This window comes from Levilactobacillus yonginensis, from assembly GCF_003946265.1.
Taxonomy (GTDB): Bacteria; Bacillota; Bacilli; order Lactobacillales; family Lactobacillaceae; genus Levilactobacillus; species Levilactobacillus yonginensis.
Window position 1 is genome coordinate 1 of the sequence record NZ_RHNO01000004.1, and the last position, 22,747, is coordinate 22,747.

Genomic DNA, 22,747 nt, shown 5'->3' on the forward strand with positions numbered 1-22,747 from the left:
GGGTTTGATACCAAGTATCAAACCGCCCTACACATATTTGGTTTGTCGAAACAATGTTCAGTTTTCAAAGGTCTACCAGTTATTAACGAAACGATTAACGCTCCGTGACAACTTTTAAAGTATATCATGTTGTCAAAATCATGTCAACATCTTTTTGAAATTAATGAATATATATTCAAGATTTCAAATCGCCATGAAAACGATATGTTTTGCCTTTTGACAACATAAATCATTCTAGCAGTTGCTGTTTAACTCGTCAAGCACAAATTTTAATTTGTATGGCTATTCATCAATTTAATTTTTATGCAATTAACTGCGAATAACAGCAACAGGTAATATCTTATCAATCATCCCCCTTCAGGTCAAGACTAAATTCAAAAAAAACAGGAAACATCCCAAATTAGGACGTTTCCTGTTCATCGAGGTGCTTTAATGCTTCCTTTTTCCACCCTACCAAGCGGTCACCAATCGGCTTGAAGCCAATATTAATCCGATGATTCGTCCAATAATGACGGTGTTGGTGATCTAAAACCTCTGCACTGGTATCAAGGTGCTCTAGACAACGCAACGATAAGCTAATCTTACCCGTAAACTCATCGATGTCTAAAATAACGACCTCAACTTCTTCATTAACCTTCAAATAATCATGAATGTCCTTTACATAGCCGCAATGACATTCGGAAATATGAATCAGACCTTGCCGATGGCCTCCCAAGCTGACGAATGCGCCATATGGTTGTATCCCGGTAATCTGACCCGTGACGCGTTGGCCAATTTTAAATGCCATGCTTGTCACCTCTTCCATAACGCTTACTCGCTGACCGTAACCTTATCCATCGTCACTGGTGTTGCTGGCTGGTCACTGGAGTCTGTCTTAACTTGGGCAATGGCGTCAACCACGTCCATCCCTTCAATCACCTGACCAAAGACCGTGTGTCGGAAGTCCAACCAAGGCGTTCCCCCATTTTTATAAGCATCAACGATTTCTTCAGGGAAGCCAGCATCATGCATCTGGTTCTGCATCTGATCAGTCATATCCTTATCTTGAACGATGAAAAATTGACTACCGTTAGTGTTAGGACCAGCATTGGCCATTGAGAGCGCCCCACGCAAGTTATATAACTCCTTAGAGAATTCATCTTCAAATGGTTGGCCCCAGATACTTTCGCCACCCATTCCCGTACCAGTAGGATCCCCACCTTGGATCATAAAATTAGGAATCACCCGGTGGAACGTCAAGCCGTCGTAGTAACCAGCTTTGGCGTGGGTTACAAAGTTTTCAACTGTCTTTGGTGCTTGTTCGGGGAAGAGCTGCAGCTGAATGTTTCCCATCGATGTTTCAATAGTTACTTGCGGACCCCTGGCGTTAGCCAAATCAATTTGTGGAAACTTTGTCATAATTATCCTCCATATCGTTTAAACACTTTCTATTTATCTATTATATTATCACCGCCTACCACGAAAAATGCAACTCAGGGGTTCGGTGCTATACTAGAAGCACGACATTTTTCTCAAAAAGGAGACTTTTTCATGGCTAAACCAGCAACTGCATTAAAGAAACGAACAATTGATTTACTAAATGAACGCGGTGTTGAGCTGACAGACATTGCCCAACTTGTCCTCTTCCTGCAAAAGGATTATATCAAGGACCTGACTACGGAAACCGCCCTCCATAGCGTAACCACCGTCCTTAGCAAACGGGAAGTTCAGAATGCCATCATTACCGGTATCCAACTTGACATTGCCGCCGAACACCACGACCTCTTAGAACCTCTGCAAACAATTGTCGAACGCGACGAGGGACTCTATGGGGTTGATGAAACCATGGCTCTTTCAATCGTCGACATCTACGGCTCCATCGGTTTCACGAACTACGGTTACATTGACCGCACTAAGCCAGGCATCTTAGCCAAGCTCAACGCGCACGAACCAGGTATCATTCACACTTTTTTAGATGATCTAGTAGGCGCGATTGCCGCAGCGGCAGCGGCACGATTAGCTCATGACGACGTTAATGAAGAGGACACCCCCTTTCAATAGAAATATCATAATTTGTTTAAGCTTCGCTGATTCTGCTGACTGCTGGGTCAAAAGCCACTACAATGTGAATGAAAACAAATTAATGCATAAGGAGCAACTATATTAAAATGGGATACTTAATCGATTTTGTGCTTCACATCGACAGCCATTTGGCCAACATCGTCACCACGTTTGGCGGCTCAACCTATCTGATACTCTTTGCCATCGTCTTCGTTGAAACTGGTGCCGTGATTCTCCCATTTCTACCTGGTGATTCGCTTCTGTTTGCAGCAGCAGCATTAGCGGCTAATCCAGCCTATGGCTTAAACATCTGGCTCTTCGTTGCCATCTTCCTAGTGGCAGCGATTGGCGGCGACTCTCTAAATTTCTTTCTCGGTGGTAAAGCCGGGGCAGCCTTGTCCAACCACTCCTGGTTTGGTCGTTTGATCAATAAAGACAAGCTAGCGCAATCCGAGAAATTCTTCCGCAAACATGGTCCATTGGCCATCTTCTTGGGCCGGTTTATGCCCATCATTCGGACCTTCGTCCCCTTCACGGCTGCCGGCTCACGTTTTCCCTACCAACGCTTCTTAAAATACAACGTTAGTGCCGCAATTACCTGGGTCCTGATTTGCTGCGGTGGCGGTTACTTCTTCGGTAACATTCCGTTCGTTAAAGCTCACTTTTCAGCCGTTGTGTTGGGTATCATCGTGATTTCTTTGATTCCAGCCGTTGTTGGTTGGTTAAAGGGTCGTCACACAGCCAGTAACGCCGCACCGAGTAACCTCCCAGAAGAAGAATAAATATTGATCCAACGATAAAAAGCCTGACTGACGTCAGGCTTTTTTGTTTACACTAAATCTTTAATTAAGCACGCTTGATTGCCACGCGTCCCCGCCAATACAAGATGCCGAGCCCTAGTTCAAACAAAACAAAGGCCAAGGCAAAGCAGTGCAAGAAAAACGTGTCCGGCAGTGCCGTAATGATTGGGTCCAGGGAGGGATCGAACAACCAATCATTATTCCGGAAGAGCACCTTGTGAAAAGCAACGAAAAAACCATTAAAGTTGACTGCCATCAACGCACCTAAAAGCAACGGTACAACTGCTGCTACTTGAACCGGCCACAGTAATCGCCACTGTTCTGCATGCCGGTGCAATTGTCTTAAAAAGAATCCCGCCGGCACAATGGTCACCAACAACACAATGTTGTTTAATAGAAATAAATTTTTCACATCATGAAAGTGAATCATCCCCGTATAGGACGTCGGAAAGTCACTCATGTTGAGATCTGTGACCCAAGGCAGTTCCAGGTAACCCACCATCTGATAGTAATTATGCATGAGCTTATGTGGGGTCATCCCCACCGTCTGAGAAATCCCCAGCCAGTGAATATCCAACCGGTACAACCAAAAAGCATTGATGGTCAGAGCAATGACCAGACTGATCAATGCTAAAAATAGCACGGTCAGTCCCGCCCAGCGATTCAATCTACGCAATAGGTCCCACCTCGAGATCCCAATGGTCCAGTGAAGGTACAGTATAGGTCGGTTGAATGGCTTGTTGTGCCACCAGTTCCGGCGTGGAAACCCCCGTATAGGTTAAGAGTGTGTCCACCCCCGCATGAATACCAGCCAAAATATCCGTCAGATAGTTGTCTCCAACCATCAAAGCATCTTCCGGCGCGATTCCCATTTGTTGCAACGAATTATTTAAAATAATCGGTTCAGGTTTGCCCACAAAAATAGGATCAGTCTGGACTGCGTACCGGACCAGGTCAACTAGCGCCCCCGCACCAGGCATCAATCCTCTAGATTTAGGAATATTGGAATCGGAATTGGTTCCAATAAAGACTGAACCACTACGGATAGCCAAAACGGCCTTCGCAAATTTTTCGTAGGTCACGTCGCTATCTAGACCGACGACAACATACTTGGGGTGCTCTTCATCCACGGTGAAGCCCTTGGCAGTCAATGCTTGGCGCAAACCGATCTCACCAACGACGTAGACGGTTCGCTCACCAGTACTTCCTGCCAATTGATCCAGATAGTCAGCAGTTGCTAAACCCGCCGTGTAGACGTTGTCCGTCGTCACGTGAATATCATGATTGTCTGCTAAATTACGCACGACATCAACCGGCAACTTGGTGGTGTTGTTGGTAACAAATTTAAATGGCGTACCGGCCGCCTGCAATCGTTCCACAAATTGGCGAGCCTTAGGGTAACGCTTGGAACCCGCGTAAATGGTGCCATCCAAGTCAATTAAATAAGCTTGATACTTTTTCACCGCAAACTCTCCCTAATCTTCTTTTTTCTGTCTAATGGTAAAGTGGCGACGACCGTGACCGCCAGAGCCAACTGTGACTGTTTTGGCTTTGTCAGTAGTTGGTTGTTTAGTCGTTGTTCGACGTTCCTCAGTGTATGGGTGCGCCGTGTTCTTTCGCCGTGAGTGACGTGACCGCCGCCGATGGGCATTACCATTACCGTTGGTGGAATGATTCCCATTACTGGTTGTGGCTTTCTTTTCAGCATGGGGCTTGGCCGTCTCACGTGGCTTCACACTCTGCTGCAAAGTTTCCTTCGTCCCAGTCGCTGCTGGTTTGTTCCGGCGCCGCGAGCGACTCCGCCGGGGCTTAGGTGCCGACTTCACATCTAAGTTGTGTAAAATAAAGTAAGCACAGCCAAAGTTGCAGGACTCATAAAGGTAATCCTGGACTGCTTCAATCTGATTCTGTTTAGCACCGGCACGGTCCTCAGCGTAAAAGCCCTTCAACCGTAGTTGTTCAAAGCCCCAGTCACCCACGATATAATCAAACTTACTCAAAATCGTGCTGAACCGGCGGGCAAACTCGGTGAAATCAAATCCGTCACGAACATCCGTCACCAATTCGTATGGGTGACCATTGATCGTTAAATGCGTCTCATCCACCCGCGTTACTTCGGCGGCTGGCTCACGACTCTCTCGTTGTTCGGCGACTAACGCCTCTAAATCTTTTCGATCCACCGTCGTCATCCTCTCTCGTCAATGGGATAGTGCTTAGCCAAATACTTGGCAAACACTTCCCGCAATAAATCTTCGTATAAAATCTGGTTTTTCCCCACGATATGAATTGTTGGGAAAAATGGAATAAACAGGTAATGGTCTAGCACAGCAATCTTATACTGGCGGTGGGCAGATAAAGCCTCGCCCCGCCAGGTGACAGCATGGGACTGTGAGTCATACGCGATTCCCAGGTAATTAAGTTCCCCGAAAATCTTCCCACGAAAGCCCATCCCCTTCTGAGGGAATCGCCGTAAAAATAACCGTGCAATTTCAAATTCTTGAACTAGGCGCCACAAGTCATACCCATTCAAGGTGACCGTCATGACGTGCATATTATGTGGTAGCAACTGATGCAACTGATTTGCATTCACAATTCCGCTAGGCAGATCTTGTAAAAACAAACCAGCGTTTAAGATAGCGGCCTGGGTGCCTGCATACTCAGCAATGGCGTGCAAGCCTTCACGAACCAGGCGTGGTTGTCCCACCGGATCAGCCTCCATGGCAACTGGCAAATCAGCCACCCGTTGCTCGGAGAGAATTGACGCACCAAGGTTCTCCAGACCAGAAATTTCTGCCTGGTCGCCGGGTTCTACCGGCAAAGTAGATGTCTCCACGACACTGGCCGACGCAACTGTCACCGCGTGGTGGTCGTCTAGGGTCAGTTCAATTTTACCCACGTATCGCCCAAACTTGCCAGCCGCCGCAAGTAGACTCTGTTGATCATGCTCACCGTGCGGTAACAAATGATGCGTGTGACTACCAATGATGACGGTCACCTGAGGAAAGCGCTTGGCAATCTGACGGTCTACGTCCAATCCCAAATGAGAAAGAAGCACACAGACATCAAATTGATCGGCATAGGTTGCCAATAATTCCTGTAATGCCTTCATGGCTGCAATGGGTTTCCAGCCAGCCAACGGGTACGTCAATTGATAGGGCGCCGTCAGCCCCAAAACAAGGACTCGGGTCCCCGCTTCCGTCGTCAAGAGGCGATGGTCGACCGCCCAGCTGGGCCGTTCATGGGTGTCTGCCGTCAGCAGATTGCCCAAAATTACTGGAAAATTTGCATGATCGTAGAGATGGTCCAACTGAGACCGCATGAAACCTAGTCCCTCGTTATTGCCAATAGTGACCGCATCATAACCAATCTGATTCATCAGCTGAACGTTCTGTTGCCCATTCGTGGCCTCACTAACGGGATGAACCCGATCCACATGGTCACCCAAGTCAAAGGTGTACACCGTATGCCCAGCAGCAACGGCTTCTTGCCGTGCTTTAGCCAGGTAACGACGAATCCGGGGCCAATTCTCAAAATGAGAATGTAGGTCATTCGTGTGCAAAATGGTCAGTTGTTCCATGCTCTCAATCTCCTCTTAACACTGGTTTTAATCCTACGGCATCGCGAGGAAACGGTCAAGCGCTATTGCTTGTCGCGAAACTCTGCTGCCTTACCCGTCACCATCTGCTCAATTTCACTCGTGGAAAACGGGGTGCCAAACGGTAATTTTTGATCAAGGTACCGTTGTTCTGGCGTATCAACACCGACATTGATATTTTCCTTCACGGGAACTGCGTAGTGATGAATGTGCCCATGTAAGTTGATAATTTGCTTAACAATCCCCAACATCATTGGGTAATGCGTCATATAGTACTGCCGGTGATCATACTTGATCAGTGCGCCAACATCGTGAAAGGTAAATTTATCCTTGCCGTGATCAACATAATTATTTGCAGCCAAGTGCTTGAATAAAGCACGACTGTCATGGTTTCCCTTAATTAATTCCAAATTCCCGTTTAACTGGCTCAACACCTCAAACACCGCTTCATCCGACTTACTAGCCGGCCGCGTGAAATACAAGGCAATGTCTCCTAAGTGGTAGACCGTATCACCTGGTGCCACGCGTGCGTTCCAGTTATCAATAATGGTTTGATTCATTTCGTCAACGTTGGCAAATAGCCGCGGTGCAAAATCATTGTCTCCTAAAAGATCTTTATGAAAAAAATGCGTATCTGACGTAAAAAATTGCATGCTGTTCCTCCTTACAGAACATCTAATGATTCTTTATGCGTTGGACGGGGAAATTGCTCATCTAATGCCGTGAGCTCGGTTGCAGTCAGCGTTAAATCAGCCGCTGCCACGTTCTGTTCCATGTGCAGGACGGAGCTCGTTTGGGGAATGGCCAGAACTTGCGAATTCCGAATGACCCAGGCTAACAAGATTTGATAGACCCCAACACCGTGAGTTGCCGCAAGCTCTTTGACCACCGCGTTGGTGGTTAATTGGTGTCCCCAAGCATCCCCTTGGGCAATTGGTGAATACGCAATCAATGGCAGCTGATGTTCCCGTTGCCAAGGTAGTACTGCGAAATCCAACCCGCGGCTTCCCAAATGATAGAGATCCTCATTAGCTACGGCTCGATTCCCTTGTGGAAGTGCCCACAGTTCATCAAGGTCAGCCACATCAAAGTTAGAAACGCCCCAAGCATGAATTTTTCCCGTCGTTTGCAAACGCTGGAGCTCGGCCACCGTTTCAGCTAGAGGAACGTTCCCCCGCCAATGATACAGATAAAGATCCAGGTAATCCGTTCGAAGACGGCGTAGACTGGCATCTAGGCTAGTTTCCATCCGTTGCTTAGAGGCATTTTCAGGCAGCACCTTCGATATTAAGAAGAGGTCATCCCGCTTACTGCCAGCCAAAGCCTCACCGACGAGCGTCTCCGACCGGCCTGACCCATACATTTCCGCCGTATCGACGACCCGCGCACCCGCAGCGAGTCCCGCCTGAATTGCAGCAATTTCGTTTTCTCGTTGATCTGCCCGATCTCCCATGTGCCAAGTCCCGATTCCGATGGCCGGGACAGTCTTACCGGCAATTTTAACTGTTTCCATCAATGGACCCTCCGTTTTGAATAGATAGTCTTATCGTAGCACTTCCCTGTGAATTTCGCTGACATCGGTGGTTACTGTTTGTGAAAACTTTCGATCAAAAAAACCGAGGAATCACCTTCCCCGGCCAACTTTACTTACAATGTCTATTTGGTTAACTTGCCGGCAAATCACCGGCCCGCTGTCATTTTAAAAAACTACTCATGATTATCGTCCGATTCGGTTGCTGTAACCGCAGCTCGCCGATCCTTCACCGTTTTTACCAGCATCAGGATTCCTAACCAAACCACCGACCCAATCAAGGCAATCAACGTATCCGTCTTAAAGAACAGCACTACCGCCACCATCGCCAGAAAGGCCAGGATAAAGTAATCACTGTAGGGGAAGAATGGCAGATGGAACTTCGCCGCTTGAATTCCCTGTTCACGCTGCTGCTTCTTAAACTTCATATGGGCCAGAACAATCACACACCAGATGAAGAGAAAACAGGTCGTTGCCACACTGGTGACCAAGGCGAAAACATGTCCAGGCATAATGAAGTTGAGAAATACCGATACTGCAATCACCACCGTCGAAAAACGCAGGGCAGGTACAGGAACTTGCGATTTCGATAACGTGCTCATCTTCTTGGAAAATCGTCCCTCACCATCATACGTGAGCGAAAACAGCATCCGACCAGTCGTGAAGAGTGAGCTATTGCAAGCAGAAGCCGCTGCGGTCAACACCACAAAGTTAATGACGGCTGCCGCCGATTGAATCCCGACACTCTTAAAGACTTGTACAAACGGACTGCTGTCTGGCGAGATAGCGTGCCATGGATAAATACACATCAATGCCAGCAAGGAACCCACGTAGAATAGAATAATTCGCACGGGAATATCATTAATAGCCTTGGGAATAACCTTGGTTGGATTAGCCGTCTCAGAAGCAGTCATCCCCACCATTTCAATTCCCACAAAACTAAAGAGCACCATTTGAAATGATAGGAAGAATCCTTTGGCACCATGAGAAAAGAACCCACTAGAGACTAAGTTATTCACGCTTGCGTGGCCGGCTGGTGTGGGAAAACGTACGGCTACCATGTAGGCACCCGCTAAGATCAAACCAATAATGGCCACGATTTTAATGATGGCAAACCAAAACTCGGTTTCACCAAATGCGCCCACTGCCACGGAATTCAGCGTCAGTAGAATTCCCAACAAGACCAGTGCCGTCAACCATTGTGGTAGCCGGGGAAACCAAAATTGCATGTATTGGCCGGCGGCAGTAACTTCCGCCATGGCTAAAGCAATCCAGCAGACCCAGTAGGTCCAACCAGCCACAAAACTCATTTTATCACCCAAGTAGCGGTGAATAAAGTCAATATAAGAATGCACGTTTAAGTCGGAAAGCAATAGCTCGCCTAGGGCCCGCATGAGTAGAAAACACATCACACCCGTCGCTAAGTAAGCTAACAATATGGATGGTCCTGCCAAATGGATAGCTTGGCCAGAACCCAAGAAGAGTCCCGTCCCGATTGTCCCCCCAAGGGCAATCAGTTGGACGTGGCGACTCTGCAGGCCACGTGAAAACTCTTGATCCTGATTCTGTTGACTATCTTTCATCTTAATCGCCCCTTTGTTGAAATATATTATACACTGACGTATGAACAATGCTACCAGCAGTAACGGTTGGTTCGTTAAGCTAAGTAGCGAGCAATCCCGGTATAGAGTCATACATTTCAACTTAATTCATTTTAGATGAAATTCATTCATCTTTCAGTGAACAAAAAAGCCCCCCAGGGCAAACAGTCCTGGAAAGCCTCTGCTAAAGCTTATTTACGTAGACGCTCGATGTCTCGAACAATCATTAATTCTTCATCGGTTGGAATCAAGAGCGTCTTAATCTTTGAGCCTGCCTTACTAAGGTCACGTTCAACGCCCCGGATATCGTTCTTTTCAGGATCAACCCCGATACCGAAGTAAGCCAACTTGTCGGCTACTTCTTGGCGAATCATGATGTCGTTTTCACCAACACCGGCAGTGAAGACGATGGCATCAGCACCACCCAATTCTGCCAAGTATGAACCAACGTAACGAACGATCCGGTTGATGAACATATCACGAGCTAACTTAGCCCGTGGGTTCTTAGCTTGGACCTTTTCCAAATCACGCATGTCGGCTGAAACACCGGAAACCCCAACCAAGCCAGACTTCTTGTTCAAGATGTTAATCATATCGTTAGGCTTGTCAATGTTGAGCTTTTCCATCAGGTAGGCTACCAAGGAAGCATCAATGTCCCCTGACCGCGTTGCCATTTCAATCCCGGCCAGTGGCGTGAAGCCCATGGATGTGTCGAATGACTTACCATCTTTGATGGCAGTGATTGACCCACCAGCACCCAAGTGCATCGTAATCAATTTTAAGTCCTTCAATGGCTTACCCAACATAGCAGCGGCACGGTGAGCAACGTAACGGTGACTCGTTCCATGGGCCCCATACTTCCGAGCACCAAACTTTTCGTAGTATTCGTAAGGAATAGCGTACATGTAGTTTTCTTGTGGCATGGATGTGTGGAAAGATGTATCGAAGACAGCCACACTCAAAACGTTGGGCAGAATCTTCTTGAATGCCTTAATACCCATAGCAGCGGCTGGGTTGTGTAGTGGTGCATATTCAGACAAGTCTTCAATCTTTTGTAAGACGTCGTCGTCAATGATAGCAGAATCCTTGAATTCTTGACCACCAGCAACAACCCGGTGACCAACACCGGTGATCTCATTGAAGTCCGTGATGATCTTCAACTCAGTCAATTGGTCCAACATTAATTGAATGGCGGCGTTATGGTCGTTAACGTCTTCATGAGTTTCGTACTTTTGGCCATCACCGTACTTAATTTCAACTAATGAGTTTCCTAAGCTGATTCGGTCAATCGCACCTTCGGCAATAACTTTTTCTTCAGGCATTTGGAACAGCTTGAACTTTAAGGTTGAGCTTCCGGCGTTAATAGCTAATGATTTTCCCATGTGGTGTTTTTCTCCTTTTTATGCACGATCCGTCAGTAGGTTCTGTTCTTCCCACTGAACAATCTCTGCGACAAACTTTTGAAATGCTGATTGATTCTTAAATGAGGGGAATTCACCCAACATTACTTGTTCAACTTGCTTGGCACCTGCGCCCGGCTTCTGGAGAATCAGAATCGCCTTCTGCGCGTTGGCATTGGCAAAGAGCTCGCTTGGTAGGTTCAATAAGCCCTGTAGGTAGGCGTGACCCGGCAACCACTTCAACATGCCGTGGGCCTCATCCGTCTGGAATAGCTGTGAAGGTACCAAGAAGACCCCGATACCCCCCTCAGTTAACTGATTTACCGCCTGTTCAAGCAACAGATGGTGAACAAATGAATGACCACTCGTCGCGCGTGTTTGGTAATTAGCTGCATTCTCATCAATTGGATAATAGCCAATTGGCAAGTCGGCAACAATCAAATCGCTAGCTGGAACCAACAACTGCTCCAACGCGTCCTGGTGGATCAATTCCACTGGTAAACGTTGAAGATCACTCGACGTCTGTGCAATGGCCAACATGGTATCATCGTTGTCCACCCCATAAGCATCGATCTTTCCAGCTACGACCGCCTTCAGTTGTGAAAACACTGCCGTTAACAGATTACCCGTACCCACCGTCAAATCAAGCAACGTTAAATGTTGTTTGTTCTTTTCCAGTCGGGTAACCAAGTATCCCATAATGTAAGCAATTGTATCAGGGGTCAATTGATGATTGGCTTGGATGTCATCGACGCGAATCGCCTTCAACATTGCCAATTGAACTGCCCGTCGAACCGTTTCGGCGTCATACGTCTGCCAATCGGCTTGTTGATACAAGTCGGTCAGCTGTTGAACGACCTTGGCCTCTGGCCGGCCGTCTTCAACTTGAACTTGTCCATTGAGGAGATTGTCTCCCGTTTCAATGAACGCATCTAAATAAGATGTGCTTAACGCAGATTGTAAAGTCATCGTTGATTCATCGAGGACCTTAAATAGCGTTTCGGTCTGTTCTTGTGACAGCACGCTTCGCCTCCTTGTGAAGTTTCCGTGACACGTTGTATCCGCTATCTATAGTACCGATTTTTGCGAACTTATTCAAGCAATCTTTGCGGCTAATCCTTATTTAGCGCGATTACGGGCGGACTTATCTGTGGTTTTTTTCACATGATAAGTATTCTGGCGCCGAATGGTTTCAGTCGCCTGATCGTAACGCGCAATCAAGGCATTAGTCGCTTGTCGTTGTGCAGCTGTGGCAACTATCACCACGGTCAATAGCAGGCTGACCCCGGTTAAAAGGAACAGAGCCCACAAGGTTAAGAATCCCTGCTGCCGCGTAAATCGAGGATGGTGCTGTGCCATGGTAATCCCTCCTGTTTGAGAGTCAACCGAACTAGCCCGCGCCGATCAACCTCAGTCCACTTAACCTCCGTCACCCGTTTCAACAGTGGATCATACCCCTGTTTCTGTTCATTAGTTAACCGTAAGATATTATGATTGTCTCGCCAGATTGAGATTGCTTTGTTGCTCGGCGTACTTTGGGTATCCCACAGCTGCAGTTCAGTGGGTAACACTCGCCGAATCCGGTACCGGTGTGGTTGTTCCAACACCGTAACTGCTTGAAACCAAGCCAATGAATCCTGTCGAACAGGCCTTAAAAGAATGCGATCAATTCCATTAGCCACGACGAACATTCCTGCAGCAATTGCCAAGGCCAAAATTGCTTCAAATAGGCTAAAACCTTGATGACACTTCATTCTTGCGCCCATTTTAGTAACGCCTGATCATGCCGAAGACGAGCTCGAAGCAAACGTTCTTCACGTGCGTGCGTTTGCCGCTGCACGACCAGAACGGTTTGTGTAACCAGTCCCACCGTCAAGGCGACGACGGCTAACGCGATTAAGGCGTCAGGCAGGAGAAAGCCCTGATGATCGTCGTTGCTGTGCTGATTCCACATGAATGAGGTTTCCTCCCAACTGTACTGTTTGATACCACCAGCAACGATACGTGGTGCTGTACCACTCCACCAATCGCGGTGCGGTGCCATGGTGCGGCAACAGTTGCCAACTAGACTCCCCGCCACGCCATTTCAACGTCGTCGGGGGCCGCAATCGGTTCAGCACTCTTCCAGAACGACTCTCTCGCAGCGTCGTAGTCCCAGTCTTCTGTTCAATTGACAAACGCAACGGCTGCTTTAGTTGAATAGCCTGTTGACGGCCAGCTTGCCAAATTCGTTGCCACGCTGGCCAAAAGGCTTGTTCAGCAGCCATGTTGGTTCGCCGATTACTCTGGAAACCCACTAGGGTAGTCAAACTGGTGACGACTGCCAATACCAGCAACATTTCATATAGCGTGAACCCCCGGCGCTCAACCACGTGGCGGAATCTTTTCTTGTTCCGCTTGTTTGACTTGAGCCGGCGTCAGGTAGTGGTCCCGTTCCAAATCAGCATAGCTCACGCTGACTGCCCCAGCATGGTCGTCTAGATAGGCCGTGACTTGTCCTTGAACCACCGTCTCCATCGCACTTTTATGAATTCGTTGCGCTCGATGTCGCTGACCACTTAGATTTGGCAGGATAATCAAAATCAGTAGCGAAATAATGAATAGCACAATTGTCATTTCAACCAAGGTAAATCCCCTTCTCCTCTGCACTACATAACCCCCTGCAAATTTGTATACATGGGAAGCAACAAGCTCAAATACGCCCCGACAATCATTAATGCAACCACCGTTAATAAGATTGGTTGCACGAGAGCCAACGTCTGCTCACTGGCTTGAACCAGCTCTCGATAACGTAAATCACTGTAGAGCTGAAGTTCCCTAGCCAACTGATCATTGGTGCTCCCCTTCTGGAGCAAAATAACGAGTTGGTTCGGCACGTAAGCCTGTTGCCGCAACCAACCAACTGGCGACTGACCGGCACCTAATTGACTAGACAAAGTCACAGCCAGCTGATGCAACAACGCTTGCTCTGGTAACTGAATGAGGACAGTAATCATTTGCTTAACGCTCAGGCCGCTGTTCACTAACTGACTCAAACTAGCCGCCAAATAATACGCATAGTACGCCCGACAAAGTCGTCCTATCAAGGGTAACCGCAGATACCAGCTAGCCAAAGTCAATCGGGATTGTTGACGCCACCAACGATAACTCGTCACTCCAAAGCACACGAAACCGATGACGCTCATCAATATCAGGTACTGACCCGCAGCAAAGGTTGTCGTCCGCTGTGGGGCAATCTCTTGCTGGAGCTGTGGTAGAATTCCCACCTGAAGCGTGACAAATAATCCCAACATCCCCAGCAGAAGTGCAAACGGGTAGAAAAGCAATTGGTGCAGGCGTTTCTTCTGAGTAGCCATCAACCTTAGGAGCGTAGCCGCCTGATTTAGTGCCGGACCAAGCTCACCATACGTCGCGGTTAACCGTAGCTGATAGAACACGTTAGGCTGTAAATACGGCGCTAAACTGGCCACAAAATTAGTCCCTTCCGCCAGTTCAGTGGCTACTTGAGCCACACTTTCAGGTAGGTCAGCCTTTACCTCTCGACTGAAAGCGATCGCCTGGCGCAGAGAAAACCCACTCGCCAATTGATCAGCTAGTAACTGGCAAAATTGCAGCTGACTAGCTAATGGCCACTTAACCGTAGCGGAGTTGCCGAGCCACTTCTTGTGAAACTTCGCCGTTAATCCGCGCCATCTCAAGAGCTTCCCACCACCTTTCAGAAAATTCTAACCGCTGCTTTTTTTGCAGTTCTCGTCCGGTGACAATGTCTAATAAGACTGCTGGCCCGCCAGTTATTCTGGGAACTAGCCGCTGATAGCTCGTCATCGTCAAGACTTGCTGTAACTGATTCAGTGACACACCAAGTTCTGCCAGCCGAGTCAGCACGCCACCAGCGCTGCGCGCGTGTACTGTACTAAGCACTAAGTGGCCACTCAACGCCGCGCGCACCGCTGTCTGAGCCGTCTCTGCATCTCGAATCTCACCAATAATAAACACGTCCGGTCGATGGCGTAATCCCACTTTTAAAAGTTCGGGGTAGGTCATCCCTGCAGCAACGTTAACCTGTAGCTGAACAAAACTAGTCTCCCGAATCTCCACCGGATCTTCAATGGTCAATATCATAGCAGTCTGCTCTAGTTCGCGGGCTGTCAAATACATCGTGGTCGTCTTACCGGAACCAGTTGGCCCAGCAAAAACCATCAATCCCCGTTGCTGTGCTAATTGGATCAACCTGGTTGGCTGACGGGCATCCAGAAAAGCCATGTTCCCAGAAAAATAGGGGTAGATTATCCGTATCACCAACGACTCACGGGCCGCATAGTCCCCCACCGTTGAAAATCTTAGTTCCAAGTCCCCACCTTTTCCCGTCCAATTCAGGGCACCCACCTGAGGTCGCCGTTGGTCACTAATTGCCATATTGGCCTGAAACTTGAGATAAGAAATAAGTTGTTCTCCAATCGTTCGACTAACCTCACGCCACAACTGAACCGTTTGTGCATAGCGCAATCGTATCAAATACCCTGTTGCTTGCGGTAACACATATATATCGGAGGCTCGCACCGCAACTGCCGCTGCTAGCATTTCATCAATCACCCGTTTTATCACACGCTCACTCTCCTGCCCCTTTTAAGTTAACTCCGTAAAAGCCAGCCATTTATTTTTAATTTCAGCAAAAAAGGTTCAGAAATTTCTGAACCTCTTCGTCACTACTACTAATTATCTAATGTTTCTGATTGCTGCTTATCAAACTGACGCACAAATCGTAGGCTAATTGCGCCCACACTCAGAACTAAGATCACACATGCTGCACTTAGCCCCATTGTTAAAACGGTCGTGCTGATTCCCATTCCACTCAGTGCTTGCGACAGGCCGAGGTTCGCGTAAGTTACTGGCAAGAATTTAGCCAGTGGTGCATATAATGTTCTCACCGTTTGACTAGGAAAGATGCCATTGGCCACACAAAGCTGCAGGAAGAAGAGTCCACCGACCACGAACACTGCTAACCGTCCGAGGTACACCCGCAACGCTAATTCAACACTCAACACCGTCACGGCAAAGAGCGTCGTCCAACCCATGAAAGCAAGCGGATGAACAGCATGAAGCATCACTCCGAGCAGACCACTGGTCAACAGACCTTGGAGGACGACCCAGCCAGTCAGGTTCAAGAGTTGTCTTGGCGTGCGTAACCGTTGGCAGATATCAAAGAATACTACTAACACGGTCAGTCCTAAGAACGTCATCATCGCTACCACAAAGGGCGCAATTGCATGACCAAAGTTCGGCACATAACTAAAACGCTGATGATCCAAGTCCGAAGGTGCTGCAAACATTTCTGCCATTCGACTTGTCAGTGGCTGAGCACTGATTTTATCGGCACCCCCTTGTAATGATTGGGCCAAAGTTCCATTGCCATCAGAGACTTTCTTCGCCCCGGCAACCAATTTATCTGAATTCTGATCCAGCTTTTGCGAACCAGTAGCCAGTCGACCAATCCCTTTGACCAGAGCAGGCGTCTGACCATTCAAGGTGGTCAGTCCATTACTAAGCTGATGACCACCTGCAGTTAATTGCGAGACACCAGCGACCAGCAGAGGAACTTGACCGTTTAACCGATCCAGGCCGCCTTGCAATTGACCCGCACCATTGACAACACTACCGGCTCCCGTAGTAAGTCGTTGCAACCCATTGGTCAGTGCTGGCAACTGGGCATTTAACGTGGTTAAGCCATCGGCCACTTGTAACGAACCATTCGCCAAGCTCGTTATGCCACCTTGGAGGACGGGCATTTGACCATTTACCTGCTGGAGGCCCGTTGTCAGCTGTTGTGAGCCATTTAGTAATTTCCCAACACCAGTCGTGAGGGTCGGCATCCCTTGAGCCATTTCAGCCGTTCCTGCCACCAATTTAGAAGTGCCCGCTGTCAATGCTAGACTTTTATCTTTCAGCTGACGACTCCCCTGCGCAAGTTGGCCAACACCAGCCGTTAGATCCGGCGTCTGTTGTTTAACCTGATCTAACCCAGCAGCCAATTTTTGGGAGCCACTAATTAAAGCCGCATATTGACTCGCCAGACTCTTATCAGATGTATTCACCTTCGTATTTAACCCACTCAGCGCGGCACTCTGTAACGCTAGCGCTTGTCCCAATTCGCTGAATCCACCCTGTATCGTTTGTACATCCGCCTTTAACTTCTTCAAAGCAATCGTAGCCGCTGAAGAATTGGCGGACGAGTCATCAAGCGCTACTAGCTGACTTTGAAGCTTAGCCATGGCTCGCTGAGTCATTACAGTTGGTGCAGTTGACCGTTGATCACTAGCAGCCACCAACTTTTGAGCAGCCACAGTCACTGCCTGTTTGGCCGACGAGTCAGTGCTACTTCGCGACGTACCAGCATTTGCCAGTGCTGACTTCATCGCCGCCTGCTGTTCTGCGGTCATTTTAGTCTTAGCCGCAACAGCCGTCACCTTAGCATCAATCTGGCTCTGCGACAGTCCAGCATCACTTGCATGCGAATCGTCCAAATTAGCCACTGCCTGCGTCAGGTTTGCCGCTGCCTGGGAGGTGGCATTGCCAGTTCCCGTTGAATCAGTACCACCCGCCTGACGTCGTAACTGAGCAACGTTGTTCTGGACGGCTTGTAAAGAATCGCTTGCAGTCGTGCTGTCAGAAGTAATTGCTTGTTCCAGGGCTGCCAGGTCCTGCGTCAATACGGACGTCGCGTTGGCAGTCACAGCAATAAACTTCTGCTGGCCAGTTGCTGAACCGCTAGCTAAAGCTTGAACACCCTTAGACAGATCTGTTATACCTTTTTGTCCGCCCTGAACGCTCTTATTCAAATCATCAGAACCCACAGCTAACCGCTCAATTGCTTGGGTTAAAGTTTGAGATTTGGTATTCAACGCCTGAAGACCAGTATTCAACTGGTAAACCCCATTCGTATACTTAACTGTACTCATGGCTAAGAGCTGACTACCATCTTGTAGCTGCACGACGCCGGACGCAAGAGCACCACTCTTGGCATTTAGTTGCTGCAATCCGGTTGTTACTTGTTGGGAACCGTTATCCAGTCGTGAAATACCTGGTGCCAAGGGACTTACCTTCGTTTCTAGTTGGTGCATCCCATTATTCACTCGGCGTGCTCCCACAGCTAGCTGCCGAACACCAGGTGCCAAACGCCCTGTCTTCGTGGTCAGTTGCTCTGCACCATCAGCAACCTTAGCAGCACCCGTTGTCAAACGCTTAGACCCGGTATCCAGTCGTAAAACACCAGTTGCTAACGGTTGCGTCTTCGCGTGGAGCTGGTCCAACCCAGTCGTCAATTTCCCAGCCCCAGTTGTGAGACGCTGTACACCAACCGGCAGCGTCTGAACTTTTGTTGACAGCTGAAGCACCCCTTTGTTCAAGTTGTGAACCCCAGTGGTATAAGCATTTAAGCCATCAGATAACGTCACGGTCCCATTCTTTAACTGCGTAGCCCCCGTTGCTGCCCGTTGAAAGCCCTGACCACTGTGCTTGATCTGCTGAAACATGCTCAATGCGTACGCCTTCGTCACAGCTTGGCGTACGGCCTGGTTCAATTGAGTAGCACCAGTTTGACTGATAATGCCACCAATATAGTTCAGCGAATCATTCGTCGCATACGACAGCTTCATGGGCTGGGGCTGTGCATCCGTCACCGTCTTGGCATGTTGGGAAAAGTTCTTAGGAATCGTTATGACCGTGTAGTATCGGTTCCGTTTCATTCCCGCCGCCGCTTCACTCGCAGATAGAAAACGCCAGCCCAGTTCATGATTTTGCTTTAACTGGCTCACGACATTGTCCCCCACAGCCAGTCGTTTTCCCTGATAATTAACTGGCTGATCCAAATTAACCACGGCCACTGGCAGCTTGGCAGTTTGCCCAAATGGGTCCCAGAAGGACCGAATGAGTAGACTCGCACAGATAACTGGCAGCACCAGGCTGGCGGCTAACACCCACCCAGCAACTCCGTTCTTCCTTAATTTTTTCAAATTCATAACACCCCTCAAAAGTATATGGCATGTTGTATTAGACTGCATGGCACCCAACGTTTTTCAGAAAATATAATAAATTAGTATATGGCATGTTGCTTTTAATCAAAAAAAACGCGGGGCCACAAAGCCCTACCATAGCTTTGCAGTTTACGCCTTCCATTTTTAGATTGCAAGGCTCATTTTCGCTGGAGATATAACAAAACCCGTTACCAGGTCAATCCTAGTAACGGGTTTGCTAACGAAAAGTTTTCGATAAACCTATTCCACACCGTCAGGTAAAACGGCAGCTTCGTAGACATCAGAAACGTCATCGTTGTCTTCCAATTCTTCAATTAAACCTTGGTATTGAGAAGCCTTGGCTTCTGGAACTTCAGTCGTGTTTTGTGGGAACATCCGAACTTCAGCGGTGTCCAGTGAATACCCTTTTTCTTGAAGGGCATCACGAACAGCGATTTCACTCGAAGGATCCGTGTAGATCTTGAACTCATCATCCGTGGTTTCCATGTCATCCGCCCCGGCGTCCAAAGCATCCATCAACATCGTATCTTCATCCGTATCCAAGCCGTCACGTAAGATAACAATGTAACCCTTACGGTCGAACATGTATGAAACGGAACCTGCTGCACCGAGTGCGCCACCGTGGTGCGTGAAGGCAGAACGAACAGCCGCAGCCGTCCGGTTCTTGTTATCCGTTAAGGCAGCAACCATGATTGCTGTCCCGGCTGGACCGTAGCCTTCGTAGGTGATTTCTTCGAACTTGGCGCCACCAACACCAGAAGCTTTGTCTAAAGCCCGCTTGATGTTTTCCTTAGGCATGTTAGCTGCCCGCGCCTTGTCCATTTCCAAACGAAGTTGAGGGTTACCGTCGGGATCAGGACCACCTGCTTTTGCAGCTTGGTACAAATCACGTGAGATTTTTTGGAAGATTTTTCCACGTTTTGCATCCTGAGCATTTTTCCGGCCCTGGATGTTATGCCATTTTGAATGTCCTGACATCGTAACTCCTCTTTTCTAAAATTTTTTAGATATCCGTATAAAACAGACACTGTTTATGTTAGCACTTACTTTCAATTCATTCAATTAAATAACTCGGCTTTTTGAAATTCACTTCAAAATGTATAAGTTTTATGACATTCGCTCTAGAATCAGGCATTTACCCATGTTTATTCGGATATCTTATGTATAAAAACTAATTATTTAAAATAAATCTTGCATAAATACACGAAAGCCACTATACTCAATACATCAACAAATGAAGAGGAGCAATTATATATGAAAAAGAAACTAATCTTATTGCTCGCCCTCGTCTTAACAATCGTGACTGGCTTCACCACGCTGTCTTCAACGACAGCCAATGCCGCCACGGATAACTCGCTGACGAAGGTCGAGAAAAAGGGGACGTTGGTCATGGGAACTTCCCCTGACTACCCACCGTATGAATTCCAAGCTACCGTTCACGGCAAGTCGAAAATCGTCGGCATGGACGTAGCCGTTGGGAAGAAAATTGCCAAGGATATGGGCGTGAAGCTCGTGGTTAAATCCATGTCCTTTGACTCCCTCCTGGTTGCCTTGCAAACCGGTAAGGTTGACATGGTCATCTCCGGAATGAACCCAACTCCCGCTCGGAAGAAGAATGTTGATTTTACCCACACCTACTACCAAGGTGGCTACAGCATTGTCATCAATAAATCCGACAAAGGTATCTATAAAGACAAGGATTCCTTCGTCGGTAAGACTATTGGTGCTCAAACCGGTTCGACTATGTATAATGAATCCAAGAAGCAAACGTCAGGTACGACTGTCAAAGGCATGACCTCCGTTTCCGACTTGATTCTGGCTTTGCAAAGCCACAAGATTCAAGGGGTAGCCATGGAAAAGCCTTCAGCTCAAGCCTACGTGGCTAACAACAAGGAACTGGCCGCTATTCCAAGTAAATTTGATTTAAGTGCTTCCGATACTAGTGCTTCCGTTGCCTTTGCTAAGGGATCTGACGCTCTGGTTGCCAAGGCTAACAAGTCCGTTGACCAGATTAAGAACCAGAACCTGGTTAACAAGAATTACCTCCCCGCTGCTGGGAAGTACTTGAAGACCAACACCGTCAACACCAGCATGCTCCACTACTGGAAGGCCTTCCTGACTGGGATTGAATACACCTTGATCATCACGGTCTGCTCCGTCTTCTTTGGATTTATCCTTGGGGTCATCTTAGCCCTAGCACGGATGGGTCAGGGCGGCGTTGTTCGGACGGGTCTCCGTTGGTTAGCAACAGCTTACGTTGAATTCATCCGGGGGACACCTATGATGGTTCAAGTCATGTTCGTCTACTTCGGCTTAGGCCTCATTGTAAACTTACCGGCCTTGACATCCGGGATCATTGCCATTTCACTAAACTCTGGTGCTTACGTGGCTGAATACATTCGTGGTGGGATCAACTCCGTAGATGATGGTCAAACAGAAGCCGCACGGAGCCTAGGGATGTCCAGTGGTGCTACTATGCGTTTCGTAGTCTTACCACAAGCCTTGAAGAACATCTGGCCTTCATTAGGAAACGAATTTATTACCTTGATCAAGGATAGTTCCATCGTTTCCATCATCGGGGTCTCCGAATTGATTTTCCAAAGCAACATTGTCCGGTCTGACACTTACCGGGGGGTTGCTCCAATCGCCGTCATCATGGTCCTCTACTTTGTTCTGACGTTCACGGCGTCCCGGATCTTAAACTACTTCGAAAGGAGAATGCAGCATGACTAAACCAATTATTGAGGTTAAGAACCTCGCCAAAAGCTTTGGCAAAAATGACGTGTTGAAAGACATTACGGAACAAGTAAATCCTGGCCAAGTCATCGTTGTCATTGGTCCTTCCGGTGGTGGGAAGTCAACCTTCCTTCGCTGCCTCAACCTGTTAGAAACGCCCAACAGTGGTGAAGTTGATTTCGATGGCCAGAATTTGACCACCCTCGATACCAAAAAAGTCAATGAATTACGGGAACAAATGGGAATGGTCTTCCAAGGATTCAACCTCTTCCCTAACATGACTGTCTTAGAAAACATCAAGCTGGCACCCATGAAAGTCAAAGGCATGGACGATGCAGCGGCCACCAAACGGGCCCACGAACTGCTCGACCAAGTTAACCTGGATGATCACGCCGACGCCTTCCCTAGCAGCTTATCTGGTGGGCAAGCACAACGGGTTGCCATTGCCCGGGCACTAGCAATGGACCCAAAGGTGATGCTGTTTGACGAACCCACTTCTGCCTTGGACCCTGAAATGGTCGGCGAAGTGTTGAACGTTATGCAAGAATTAGCCAACCAGGGCATGACGATGGTTGTGGTTACCCACGAAATGGGCTTTGCCAAATCCGTGGCCGACCGCGTCTGGTTCATGGCCGATGGCTACATTCAAGAAAACAACACTCCAGACGAATTCTTCAGCAATCCCCAAACGGATCGGGCTAAAGACTTCCTCTCTAAGATTCTGATGTAAACCTACACCGAAGCGCTACGCAACTGATTAGAATCAGTTGCGTAGCGCTTTTGGTGTCCAGCTAACGGTTAAACACCCACTATGCCTGACACAACAAGGATTGGCTATTTGGTGTTTAGTCAGACATAGTGGGAAATTGCCGTCTTACCATGCGCCAAATTTGGACCGGAACGCGGTGGGTAGGACCAATTTCAAGTCGATAACACCCTACTATTCTTGGCTTGACAACGATTTTCAAACTTTCCCCGTCATCCCCAGCCTATCAAAAAGGACCAGCCAATCAC

General features: G+C 48.1%; 22 protein-coding genes and 2 pseudogenes. 4 read left to right on the plus strand and 20 right to left on the minus strand.

Annotated elements, in window-relative coordinates:
• Positions 1-400: 400 nt before the first annotated feature.
• Both EKM87_RS03000 and EKM87_RS03005 read right to left on the minus strand, forming a co-directional pair.
• The gene (locus EKM87_RS03000) at positions 401-787 is read right to left on the minus strand and encodes a CvfD/Ygs/GSP13 family RNA-binding post-transcriptional regulator (protein ID WP_125681708.1); all 387 of its coding nucleotides are present in this window, start codon (positions 785-787) and stop codon (positions 401-403) included.
• Positions 788-810: 23 nt separating this feature from the next.
• On the minus strand, positions 811-1,398 hold the full coding sequence (locus EKM87_RS03005; RefSeq protein ID WP_125681710.1) for a peptidylprolyl isomerase: 588 nt from the start codon (positions 1,396-1,398) through the stop codon (positions 811-813).
• 132 nt (positions 1,399-1,530) lie between these two features.
• On the opposite strand from EKM87_RS03005, the gene EKM87_RS03010 reads away from it, so the two are divergent.
• A complete protein-coding gene (locus EKM87_RS03010) occupies positions 1,531-2,040 on the plus strand; it encodes a phosphatidylglycerophosphatase A family protein (RefSeq protein ID WP_125681712.1) in 510 nt (169 codons plus the stop codon).
• Positions 2,041-2,147: 107 nt separating this feature from the next.
• The gene (locus EKM87_RS03015; protein WP_125681714.1) at positions 2,148-2,822 is read left to right on the plus strand and encodes a VTT domain-containing protein; all 675 of its coding nucleotides are present in this window, start codon (positions 2,148-2,150) and stop codon (positions 2,820-2,822) included.
• A 64-nt stretch (positions 2,823-2,886) separates the two neighbouring features.
• Here the strand turns inward: EKM87_RS03015 and EKM87_RS03020 are convergent, their stop codons facing one another.
• The 18 genes and pseudogenes from EKM87_RS03020 to EKM87_RS03105 form a co-directional block, all read right to left on the minus strand.
• Positions 2,887-3,516 carry a TIGR01906 family membrane protein gene (locus tag EKM87_RS03020; protein WP_125681716.1) on the minus strand — a complete coding sequence of 210 codons (630 nt, stop codon included), beginning with the start codon at positions 3,514-3,516 and terminating at the stop codon, positions 2,887-2,889.
• Positions 3,509-4,303, minus strand: a complete 795-nt coding sequence (locus EKM87_RS03025) for a TIGR01457 family HAD-type hydrolase (RefSeq protein ID WP_125681718.1) — start codon at positions 4,301-4,303, stop codon at positions 3,509-3,511. The genes EKM87_RS03020 and EKM87_RS03025 overlap by 8 nt, the downstream gene beginning before the upstream one ends.
• 12 nt (positions 4,304-4,315) lie before the next feature.
• Positions 4,316-5,029: a YutD family protein gene (locus EKM87_RS03030; RefSeq protein ID WP_125681720.1), complete on the minus strand. Its 714-nt coding sequence runs from the start codon at positions 5,027-5,029 to the stop codon at positions 4,316-4,318.
• Positions 5,026-6,417 (minus strand): bifunctional metallophosphatase/5'-nucleotidase, encoded by a 1,392-nt coding sequence (locus tag EKM87_RS03035; protein WP_125681722.1) that lies wholly within the window; start codon positions 6,415-6,417, stop codon positions 5,026-5,028. Before EKM87_RS03035 ends, EKM87_RS03030 begins: the two co-directional genes overlap by 4 nt.
• A gap of 62 nt (positions 6,418-6,479) precedes the next feature.
• Entirely contained in the window at positions 6,480-7,088 is a 609-nt protein-coding gene (locus EKM87_RS03040; RefSeq protein WP_125681724.1) for a metallophosphoesterase family protein, read from the minus strand.
• Positions 7,089-7,099: 11 nt separating this feature from the next.
• A complete protein-coding gene (locus EKM87_RS03045) occupies positions 7,100-7,948 on the minus strand; it encodes an aldo/keto reductase (RefSeq protein WP_125681726.1) in 849 nt (282 codons plus the stop codon).
• A 194-nt stretch (positions 7,949-8,142) separates the two neighbouring features.
• On the minus strand, positions 8,143-9,549 hold the full coding sequence (locus tag EKM87_RS03050) for an amino acid permease (RefSeq protein WP_125681728.1): 1,407 nt from the start codon (positions 9,547-9,549) through the stop codon (positions 8,143-8,145).
• 209 nt (positions 9,550-9,758) lie between these two features.
• On the minus strand, positions 9,759-10,949 hold the full coding sequence (locus tag EKM87_RS03055; protein ID WP_125681730.1) for an acetate/propionate family kinase: 1,191 nt from the start codon (positions 10,947-10,949) through the stop codon (positions 9,759-9,761).
• An 18-nt stretch (positions 10,950-10,967) separates the two neighbouring features.
• Positions 10,968-11,990: a class I SAM-dependent methyltransferase gene (locus EKM87_RS03060; protein WP_125681732.1), complete on the minus strand. Its 1,023-nt coding sequence runs from the start codon at positions 11,988-11,990 to the stop codon at positions 10,968-10,970.
• A 96-nt stretch (positions 11,991-12,086) separates the two neighbouring features.
• On the minus strand, positions 12,087-12,326 hold the full coding sequence (locus tag EKM87_RS03065) for a hypothetical protein (protein WP_125681734.1): 240 nt from the start codon (positions 12,324-12,326) through the stop codon (positions 12,087-12,089).
• Positions 12,281-12,721, minus strand: coding sequence for a competence protein ComGF (locus EKM87_RS03070; protein WP_125681736.1), 441 nt, complete (start codon positions 12,719-12,721; stop codon positions 12,281-12,283). The genes EKM87_RS03065 and EKM87_RS03070 overlap by 46 nt, the downstream gene beginning before the upstream one ends.
• Positions 12,718-13,011, minus strand: a complete 294-nt coding sequence (locus tag EKM87_RS03075; protein WP_225428389.1) for a hypothetical protein — start codon at positions 13,009-13,011, stop codon at positions 12,718-12,720. The genes EKM87_RS03070 and EKM87_RS03075 overlap by 4 nt, the downstream gene beginning before the upstream one ends.
• Positions 13,012-13,267: 256 nt before the next feature.
• Positions 13,268-13,339: pseudogene (locus EKM87_RS12700) on the minus strand (prepilin-type N-terminal cleavage/methylation domain-containing protein); the annotation flags it as partial.
• Complete coding sequence (locus EKM87_RS03085) at positions 13,332-13,616, minus strand: prepilin-type N-terminal cleavage/methylation domain-containing protein (RefSeq protein ID WP_191988556.1); 285 nt, start codon at positions 13,614-13,616, stop codon at positions 13,332-13,334. The pseudogene EKM87_RS12700 and the gene EKM87_RS03085, both read right to left, overlap by 8 nt.
• Positions 13,616-14,665 carry a type II secretion system F family protein gene (locus EKM87_RS03090; protein WP_125681740.1) on the minus strand — a complete coding sequence of 350 codons (1,050 nt, stop codon included), beginning with the start codon at positions 14,663-14,665 and terminating at the stop codon, positions 13,616-13,618. Before EKM87_RS03090 ends, EKM87_RS03085 begins: the two co-directional genes overlap by 1 nt.
• Positions 14,601-15,575 (minus strand): annotated as a pseudogene (gene comGA, locus EKM87_RS03095) (competence type IV pilus ATPase ComGA); the annotation flags it as partial. The pseudogene comGA and the gene EKM87_RS03090, both read right to left, overlap by 65 nt.
• 104 nt (positions 15,576-15,679) lie before the next feature.
• On the minus strand, positions 15,680-18,976 hold the full coding sequence (locus tag EKM87_RS03100) for a YhgE/Pip family protein (RefSeq protein ID WP_164506422.1): 3,297 nt from the start codon (positions 18,974-18,976) through the stop codon (positions 15,680-15,682).
• A gap of 261 nt (positions 18,977-19,237) precedes the next feature.
• The gene (locus tag EKM87_RS03105; protein WP_125681746.1) at positions 19,238-19,975 is read right to left on the minus strand and encodes a YebC/PmpR family DNA-binding transcriptional regulator; all 738 of its coding nucleotides are present in this window, start codon (positions 19,973-19,975) and stop codon (positions 19,238-19,240) included.
• A gap of 276 nt (positions 19,976-20,251) precedes the next feature.
• On the opposite strand from EKM87_RS03105, the gene EKM87_RS03110 reads away from it, so the two are divergent.
• Both EKM87_RS03110 and EKM87_RS03115 read left to right on the plus strand, forming a co-directional pair.
• Positions 20,252-21,730, plus strand: coding sequence for an ABC transporter substrate-binding protein/permease (locus EKM87_RS03110; protein ID WP_125681748.1), 1,479 nt, complete (start codon positions 20,252-20,254; stop codon positions 21,728-21,730).
• Complete coding sequence (locus EKM87_RS03115; RefSeq protein WP_125681750.1) at positions 21,723-22,463, plus strand: amino acid ABC transporter ATP-binding protein; 741 nt, start codon at positions 21,723-21,725, stop codon at positions 22,461-22,463. Before EKM87_RS03110 ends, EKM87_RS03115 begins: the two co-directional genes overlap by 8 nt.
• Positions 22,464-22,747 lie beyond the last annotated feature (284 nt).